This window comes from Arthrobacter sp. P1_B11, assembly GCF_056406715.1.
The window spans coordinates 80,356-88,859 of the sequence record NZ_JBFTZQ010000018.1 but is presented as its reverse complement, the minus strand read 5'-3'; the positions used below and the strand labels follow the sequence as shown (position 1 = coordinate 88,859).

Here is an 8,504-nt window from a genome sequence, read left to right as displayed (position 1 = left end):
GCCCCCGCTCCCCGACACCGCCACCGGCCAGCCCCCGCTCCCCGACACCGCCACCGGCCAGCCCCCGCTCCCCGACCCGCCCGCCGGGGCCGGGCCGGTCGCCGTCACCGGGCCCGTCACCCCCGCCCCCGTCCGCAAGATCGCCTGCGACGCCGACATCATCCCCATCCTCCTCGGCAGCCAAGGCCGCATCCTGGACATCGGCCGCACCACCCGGATCTTCCCACCCCACCTCCGCAAAGCCCTCACCGCCCGCGACCAAGGCTGCGCCTTCCCCACCTGCACCATCCCCGCCCCCTGGTGCGAAGCCCACCACACCACCTACTGGTCACACGGCGGACCCACCAACACCGACAACGGCGTCCTCCTCTGCACCCACCACCACCACCTCATCCACAAAGAACAATGGCAAATCCACATCACCACCGGCATCCCCTGGTTCATCCCCCCACCCCACATCGACCCCACCCAAAAACCCCGACGCAACCACCACCACCGAACATAAGACGCTGCCCACCCGGCACCCAGCCCAAAGCTTCGTCGCTTACCGATTGGCCGCAGGGCAATGCTGGTGGCCTGCGCCAGGCGTGACGGCCTCGTGGCCAATGCGACCCGCTGTGTCCGCTTCGATGCGTCCAGCCCCGAGGAACGGGACGCTGAGGCCAGAATCGCTGCAGTCGACGCGGACGTCTTCGCTACCACGGTGCCAGGGGGCCGGGCTGGCCGGCATATTCACGGAAATCCAGTCGGCTTACGTCCGCCACGGCTTCGGTCCGGAGCAGTGGGAACTGCATCACCAAGGCGGTCCGGCAGGGTATGCCGGGCGCGATCCGGGTCACGGCAGGCGCAGGGTATGCCGTGGTGGTCAACCAGCCCTTCACTTGGAACCCGTCCGGTCCGGGCGTGAAAATCGAGGACACCATCCAGCTGACCGGCAACGGGCTCAATGTCCTGACTGCACACCCGCGCTGGCCGTCCGCTCCGGCTGACGGCATCGAAAGACCGCTGACGCTGCAGTTGTGAAGCTCATTTTGCGGCTGCGAGGCCAGGCACGGGCAGAATTTTTTTGCGGCGGGGAACCGTCAGATGAGCTGAATTACTAACTTGACTTGATTTTGTTCCTGAATTCCGAGGCGAAGCCCGACCATCCCCATGCGCCTACTCCTCATCTGCCGTCCACCCCGGAACCACGGCAGGAAGCCATCGGGCACGCGATGAAGCCGCCTTCACCGAACCCGAGGTGGCGGCGCCTCTCATCACGTCAAAAGGAGCCGTTCACACTTTATTAAGCCCCGGTTTACGGCTTCACTCGGGTGTTTCTTCTCACGATGGAGACCCTTGCGGCCCTCACAGCGGCATCAATAGCGTGGACAAGGACCCGCCAAACGAGCCAAGGACTGAAATGCCCTCAACAGCCGCCACGGATCCAATCCCCCTACACACCGGAAGCCGAATTCCCCTACGAACCGTCCTCACATCCGGACTCCGCTGGGACTTGCCAGCGTCCCTGGTGGTGTTCCTCGTCGCGGTTCCGCTGTCGCTTGGCATCGCCGCGGCCTCCGGCGCCCCGGTTATGGCCGGCCTGATCGCTGCAGCCATCGGAGGCATCGTGGCCGGCACCCTCGGCGGATCGCCCCTGCAGGTCAGCGGCCCGGCCGCAGGACTCACCGTCATCGTCGCCGGTCTCATCGACCAGTTCGGCTGGCCAGCCACCTGCGCCATCACCGCGGCCGCCGGAGTTCTTCAGGCCCTGCTCGGCTTTGCACGGGTTGGCCGCGTGGCACTGGCCATCGCCCCCGTCGTCGTCCACGCCATGCTGGCCGGAATCGGCATCATCATCGTCCTGCAGCAGGCGCATGTCATGCTCGGCGCCGAGGCCGGCGAATCAGCATGGCAGAACGTCAAGGCCCTTCCGTCCACCATCGCCTCTCTGGACCACCAGGCCGCTGTCCTCGGCGTCACCGTCATCCTCCTTGTGCTCGGCTGGAAGCACATGCCGGCCGCCGTGCGCCGGGTCCCCGCGCCACTGGTGGCAGTGGTCGCCGCCACGGCGCTATCACTGCCTTTCAAGTCCGACGTCGACCGGATCACCTTTGACGGGTCGCTGCTGGACGCAGTGTCGTTGCCTCAGCTGCCGGGCGGACACTGGGGGGCCGTTGCGGTCGGCGTCATTACTATCGCCCTGGTAGCAAGTGTGGAGTCGCTGCTCTCCGCCGTCGCCGTGGACAGGATGCACCACGGCGCCCGGACGGATTTCAACCGTGAACTCCTCGGCCAGGGAGCCGCGAACGTAACGTCCGGAATGCTGGGCGGCCTGCCCGTCACTGGTGTGATCGTGCGCAGCGCGACAAACCTTGAAGCAGGGGCACGGACCCGCAAGTCGGCCGTCCTTCACGGCATCTGGGTCCTCGTCTTCTCGCTCCTTCTTGCGGGGGTTATCGAACTGGTTCCGGTGGCCGTCCTCGCAGGCCTGCTCATCATTATCGGCATGCGGCTGGTGAAGGTGGCTGACTTCAAGACCGCCCGCATGACCGGCGACCTGGCGGTGTATGCCGTCACGCTTCTCACTGTGGTGTTCGTCAACCTCCTCGCAGGCGTGCTCACCGGACTCGCCCTGGCCGTGGCGCTCGTCCTGTGGCGCGTGGTACGGGCCAGCATCCACGCGGAACCCTTGGGCGAGAGGGACGAACGGCGCTGGCGGGTGGTCATTGACGGCTCCTGCAGCTTCCTCTCCCTTCCCCGCCTGAGCCATGTGCTGGCTTCAGTGCCGTCGGGGTCGCACGTGACCGTGGAGCTTGAGGTGGACTTCCTTGATCACCCGGTCCACGACACCCTGGAGGCCTGGCGCCGGCGGCACGTCAGCAACGGCGGCACCGTGAAGATCGAGGAAAGCGGCACAGCCACACTGCACGATGCCCAGGCCGGCCCTCCGGCGCGTGGCAGCTCGCGTTCCGCCCTCCGCGGCGGCTTTGCCCCGTGGCGCAGCTGGCAGCAGCATGAACGGCCGGCCCACGCGGGCGCGGCGGCCGAGGCTCCAGCTCCGCTGCGTCCGGTACTCGAGGGCGTGGACAACTACCACCGGCGCCACGCGCACCTGCTCCGTCCCCACGTGCAGGAACTGTCCACAGCCCAGAACCCCGACACCTTGTTCCTGACCTGCGCAGATTCCCGGCTGGTGCCGAACCTGATCACGAGCAGCGGCCCCGGCGACCTGTTCACCGTCCGGAACGTCGGCAACGTGGTGGGAAACGACCGGCTCGATCCCTCGGTTGAAGCAGCTCTGGACTTCGCGCTCAACGAACTTTCCGTCAGGTCCGTGGTCATCTGCGGGCACTCAGGCTGCGGTGCCATGACGGCCCTGCTGGCTGAGCCCGCAGCGGGTTGGGACACGAAGGCCGGTGACGGTCGGGAAGAGGCCGGGCGCAGCCCCGTCGACGCCTGGCTCGATCACGCCCGGCCCAGCCTGGCCGCATTCCGCGCCGGCCATCCGGTACAGGCCGCCGCGGCAAACGCGGGATATGGAGAGGTGGACCAACTGGCAATGGTCAACGTGGCCGTCCAGCTTGAGCAACTGCAGCGCCATGCCGACGTTCAGGCGGCACTCCGGTCCGGCGAGCTGCACCTCACCGGGCTGTTCTACGACATCGCCACAGCCCAGGTTCTGCAGGTCACCCCGGCCGGTATCAGCCATCTGGATCCGCTGCCGCGGAGTGACGACGGCGGTCAACTCACCGGGTCTGCAGCGGCGCCCGCGTTGAGTAGCTAAGCGTTGACTAGCTGAAGCTGAATCCAAGTCCGTCGACGCCAGCCACTTCGGCAGCCCGGGTTGCCGAAGTGGCGTGCCCCAGCGGTCCGCCCGCTCCGGCAACGACCGGCACCCGGCCGGCAACGACCTCGACGGCGGCTGCCACCACAGTGCCCACTTCGTCGATGCCCAGCGCGTGGAACTCGCCCGTGCCGCAGGCGGCGAATACTCCACCGGGTCCGAACGGCAGCCGGGAGCTGATGTGTTCCTTCAGGACGGCCACGTCCACGGTGCCGTGGGGGCGAACGGGGTGACAGGGAAGAAAAGTACGCCGTCGAACTTCATGGTGTCTCCTTGAGTCCGGTTCCTGCCGTGGCCATGGCCGTGGGGGCCTCATCGTTGAGGCGTGGTGGGGCTGGGTTTCCTAGTGCCGGGTCACCTAGTCCTGGGTTTCCTAGTGCTGGATTTCTCAGTTCTGTCCGCCAGCTCCGTGTGGGCTCCCAGCCGAGCAGTTCCCGGGCTTTTGCGATGGAAAAGGCAGGGCGCGTGCCGGTCAGGGCTGCTGCCAGTCCGGCACTGCCGGGGAGGAAACGCGGGATGAGTTCCGCCAGGGGCTCGGTGGCGAGGGCGTCTGCCGCGCCCACAAAGAACGTCTGGCCGTTGGGGATGGAGTCCATTTTTTGCAGGAGCAGGCCCAGGAAATCGGCCACGTCGCGGGCATCGACGTAGTTGAACAGAGCGGGTGCGGCGAGAACGGGGTCGGCCAGTCGCTCGGCCAGGGTATGGCCCTGCTGGGTTGGCGCGCCCTCCCACTCCTCGGGCGAGATCACGAGACAGGGACGGAACCCGGCGTAGCGGATCCTTCCGCCCTGCGCCGCGGCAAACATCTGCACCGTCTGTTCGGCGATCAGCTTGGACAGGGCGTAGGCGTTCCAGGGTTTGGGTGTTGTGTCCTCGTCCAGCGGGAAGGCATCCGGCAGCCAGCCGCCAGGTGAACCGTAACCCAGCGCGGTCGGGCTGCTCGCGGTGACGATTTTCGGGACCCCCGCCTCCGTGGCGGCGCTGAGAACGGCGTAGGCGAGCCGGGTGTTGGTGCCGAAGATGACGTCCTCCGGCGCGCTGAAAGGTACGGCAATCGCCGCGACGTGGATGACGGCGTCGGGCGCTGAGTCCCGCAGCAGACGCAGGGCCTCCCCCGGCGCTAGAAGGTCAGCGGTGAGCTGAACGGCGCCGGCGGGCAGCCGGTTTGCGGGCACGGCGTCCCGGTCAACTGAGATGACATCGTGGCCGGCCCCGGCGAGGCCTTCGACGACGCTGCGTCCCAGACGGCCTGCGCCGCCGGTAACTAAAATCCTCATCGATTTTCCTAACTTGTGGTCCGCCGGCTCAGCGGCCGCGGTGGAGGTCCGCGCCGAGGTTGAGCTCGTCAATGCGGACGGGGAGGGACGAGGCCAGGGATTCATTTCCGGCAATGCCCACGGATACCGAGCGGAGTCCGTCCAGGTAACCGGAGGGACGGCCCAGCGGATCCGGGCCAGGACCGTTGAAAAGGTCCGAGAGGAGCAGGATGTCGCCCCCGCCGTGGCCGCCCTCGCCGTTGATGATCGGCATCTCGTAGGCAGCCTCCCAGTGGCGCTGTACCACCAGTCGCTCACCATTGCGGCGGACGGCGTCGTCCTCCTCGACTGGTGTGGCGCTTGGGTCCACCACAGTCTTCTTGTCGTTGCTGTGCAGCACGGCGGAGCGCTCCACCACCTCCAGCTCGGCCCGGCCTTCAGTGCCGTTGATGGCCACCCGGTACCCTTCCCAGGGGCTGTGGGCGTTGAGCGAATAGCTCAGGGTGGGCCCGCCGTCGTAATCCACCACGACCGCGAGGTTGTCCTCGATGGTGATTCCGGCGGTAAAGACGTCCTGGTCACGGCGGTAGCCGTCATAGCGCTCATTCTCGTAGTAGAGCTCCCGCAGCTTTTCGTCCTCGCGAAGGTCCAGGAGGAAGGGGTCGGCGCCGGCCTCACGGTCCGTGACGGTGCCGGCCTCAAGGCCCGTGGCGGCGCCTCCCGTGGCGGGGATGCCTGCTGCGGGACTTGGGGTGCCGCGTTCCGGCCGGACGCCCAGGCCTCGTTCGGCTGCGTTGTTGTCGCCGTAGAACTTCAGGCCGCCTGAAGCAAAGACGCGCACAGGGACATCGTCGATCCACCAGTTCACGAGGTCGAAGTGGTGCGAGGCTTTGTGGATGAGGAGCCCGCCCGAGTTGGCCTTCTCGCGGTGCCAACGGCGGAAGTAGTCCGCGCCATGGACCGTGTCCAGCATCCACGAAAAGTCCACCGAAGTGACCTTGCCGAGCACTCCGCTCTGAATGACTTCTTTGAGGGCGCTGTTCCGGGGCGAGTAGCGGTAGTTGAACGTCACCACAACGTTGCGCCCGGTCTTCGACACAGCCGCGGTGATGCGCCGGCAACCTTCGGCGTCGATGGTCAGCGGCTTCTCCACCACGACGTCGGCTCCCGCCTCCAGCGCGGTGACGATGAAGTCGGCGTGCGTGTAGTCGGGCGTGGTGATGATGACCCGCGCAATGTCGTGATCAGCGATGAACTCAGCGAGCCTGGACGGTTCAAAGGTGGCCAGGGGTTCCGGCTTTCCGCCCGCCAGCTCGCTGGCCAGGTCCTGGAAATACTGCACCCGGCCCGGATTGACGTCGCTGAGGGCCACGAGTTCGGCCACGTCGGCGTGCTGGCCCAGAATGGCGCGGACATACATTTCCGAGCGGGATCCGGTGCCGACGAGGGCGAAACGGGTGCGCCCCTGGCCCTCACCCGCTGCAGCGCCGGAGGCCTCAGCCAGCGCGGGCGTTTCTCCAGCAGTATCGACGTTGACCATGGATTGCCCCTTTCCAAAGGCAGAGGTGCCAACCGGTTGACGGGCTGGCCTGGAATGGGAAGAATCGGATGAGAAAGCGTTTTCTCATTGCCTTATATGCTTTGTATCAAGTCATCAGCAGGTACGTCAACCAAATATCCGCAGCTCCGGCGGGATCTGATGTTGCCAGCCAGGGAAGGGACCACATGGGCCGGAGATCAACCACTCGGCGGATCGGCATAGCCGACGTTGCGCTGAAGGCGGGGGTGTCGCACGCGACGGTTTCGCGTGTCATGAACGGCAACCTCACGGTGGACCCTGCCATCGCTACCCGGGTCCGGGAGGCGGCCGCCGAGCTGAACTACCAGCCAAACCCGGTGGGCCGCAGCCTCGCACTGGGCAAGACCGACACCATCGGCATCGTGGTGCCGGACCTGGCCAACCCCACATTCCAGGCCATCCTCCGGGGACTCAGCAGGGCCGCTGCCCGGGACGGTTACCGCGTGCTCATCGCCGATTCCTCCGAAGTCTCCAGCGAGGAGGCCATCCTGGCCGGAGAGGCTCGACGGCGGTGCGACGGTCTGGTGCTTTGCGCACCGCGCATGGGGGATGCCGAACTCGAGGAGCTGGCGCCGTCGCTGCAACCAATGGTGCTGATCAACCGCACCACCACCGAAAGCAGGGTCCCCAGCCTCATGGTGGATTATGGCCAGGGAATCCAGGAGCTGGCCGAGCACCTCGTGGAACTAGGCCACACCCGGATTGTCTTCCTCTCAGGCCCGTCACGCAGCGCCTCCTTCGCGTTGCGCGTGCAAGGGCTCGAGAAATTCCAGGCCGGGCACCCCGGCATCGAACTCCAGATGATTGACGGCGGTTCAAATTTCGAGGCCGGGCACGGTGCAGTGGATGCCGTGCTGGCCAGCGGCGGCACCAGCGTGCTGGCATTCAACGACCTTGTGGCAATGGGCCTGCTCAGCGGACTGCACGAGCGCGGCGTCCGGGTGCCCGAGGATATCTCAGTGACAGGCTTTGACGACATCCAGTTCGCCAGGTACACCACCCCGCCCCTGACCACGGCGGCGGTGCCCATCACGGAGCTCGGCGCTCAGGCCTGGCACCGCCTGCGTGCGCTGATCCGCAACGAAGGCTCCCAGGATGCCGTGAATATCTTTCGGCCGCAGGTGGAGGTCCGCGGCAGTACGGGACCGGCCAAAAACTAAAAAAAACTCGGACGGGGCGAACTAGGACGCCTGCGGGGCGAGCAGGACGCCGATGAGCTCCCCGAGCCCCTGCGCCATGTCCACATTCTTGTCATACAGCCATTGCAGCTGCAGCCCGTCGAAGGCCGCAATGACCAGGCGCGCCAGGGACTCGGCCGCAACGTCCGACCGGACCTCCCCGGACTGCTGCTTGTGCCCGATATCCGCCGCGAGCTCTTCGACCAACCGGGCGTACCTGTCTTGGAAATAGCCATGGGAAGCATGCCCTGGATCATTTGCCGTAGCTGACGCCACGGCGTACAGCGTGGTCAGCCCAGGGGCGTCGCGGTTCCGTTCCGCGACGGGCACCAGCGCCGCCAGTCCGTTTTCCCCGGCGCTGCCCAGCTCCCGGCCGCGCCGGTCGCGCTCGGCGAGTACCGCCGTCAGGAGTTCCTGCTTGCCGGTGAAGTAGTGGAAGAGCGTGGCCTCCTTGACTCCCACCAGCTCCGCCACCCGCTTGAGGGCCGTGCCTTCAAAGCCTTCGGTGGCAAACACGTCGGTGGCCGTCTGGACGATCTGCTCACGGCGTTCCGCGCCTTTTGCATACGGCCCGCGGGGCTTCGTTGTAGACATTCCGCCAGTTTATTTCACGTTCGGCTATGTCACCTGAGACAAAACCTAGTCAGACTTGGTTTTTACTTGTA

General features: G+C 66.4%; 6 protein-coding genes and 2 pseudogenes. 4 read left to right on the top strand and 4 right to left on the bottom strand.

From position 1 onward, the window contains the following. From AC1D14_RS14980 to AC1D14_RS14970, 3 genes and pseudogenes are all read left to right on the top strand, one after another. Positions 1–505: HNH endonuclease signature motif containing protein (locus tag AC1D14_RS14980; RefSeq protein ID WP_476968710.1), on the top strand; the 505-nt coding region annotated here is incomplete at its 5' end. 39 nt (positions 506–544) lie between these two features. Further along, positions 545–1,023 (top strand): annotated as a pseudogene (locus AC1D14_RS14975) (M24 family metallopeptidase); the annotation flags it as partial. Between the two features lie 379 nt (positions 1,024–1,402). Further along, a complete protein-coding gene (locus tag AC1D14_RS14970) occupies positions 1,403–3,766 on the top strand; it encodes a SulP family inorganic anion transporter (protein ID WP_476968709.1) in 2,364 nt (787 codons plus the stop codon). Between the two features lie 25 nt (positions 3,767–3,791). On the opposite strand, the pseudogene AC1D14_RS14965 reads toward AC1D14_RS14970, so the two are convergent. The 3 genes and pseudogenes from AC1D14_RS14965 to AC1D14_RS14955 all read right to left on the bottom strand — a co-directional run. Beyond that, positions 3,792–4,090: pseudogene (locus tag AC1D14_RS14965) on the bottom strand (dihydrodipicolinate synthase family protein); the annotation flags it as partial. Continuing rightward, positions 4,087–5,103: an NAD-dependent epimerase/dehydratase family protein gene (locus AC1D14_RS14960; RefSeq protein WP_476968708.1), complete on the bottom strand. Its 1,017-nt coding sequence runs from the start codon at positions 5,101–5,103 to the stop codon at positions 4,087–4,089. The pseudogene AC1D14_RS14965 and the gene AC1D14_RS14960, both read right to left, overlap by 4 nt. A gap of 28 nt (positions 5,104–5,131) precedes the next feature. After that, positions 5,132–6,622, bottom strand: coding sequence for a Gfo/Idh/MocA family protein (locus AC1D14_RS14955; RefSeq protein WP_476968707.1), 1,491 nt, complete (start codon positions 6,620–6,622; stop codon positions 5,132–5,134). A 185-nt stretch (positions 6,623–6,807) separates the two neighbouring features. On the opposite strand from AC1D14_RS14955, the gene AC1D14_RS14950 reads away from it, so the two are divergent. Then, a complete protein-coding gene (locus AC1D14_RS14950; protein ID WP_476968706.1) occupies positions 6,808–7,821 on the top strand; it encodes a LacI family DNA-binding transcriptional regulator in 1,014 nt (337 codons plus the stop codon). A 21-nt stretch (positions 7,822–7,842) separates the two neighbouring features. On the opposite strand, the gene AC1D14_RS14945 is transcribed toward AC1D14_RS14950, so the two are convergent. Next, a complete protein-coding gene (locus tag AC1D14_RS14945; RefSeq protein ID WP_476882143.1) occupies positions 7,843–8,433 on the bottom strand; it encodes a TetR/AcrR family transcriptional regulator in 591 nt (196 codons plus the stop codon). Positions 8,434–8,504: the final 71 nt, after the last annotated feature.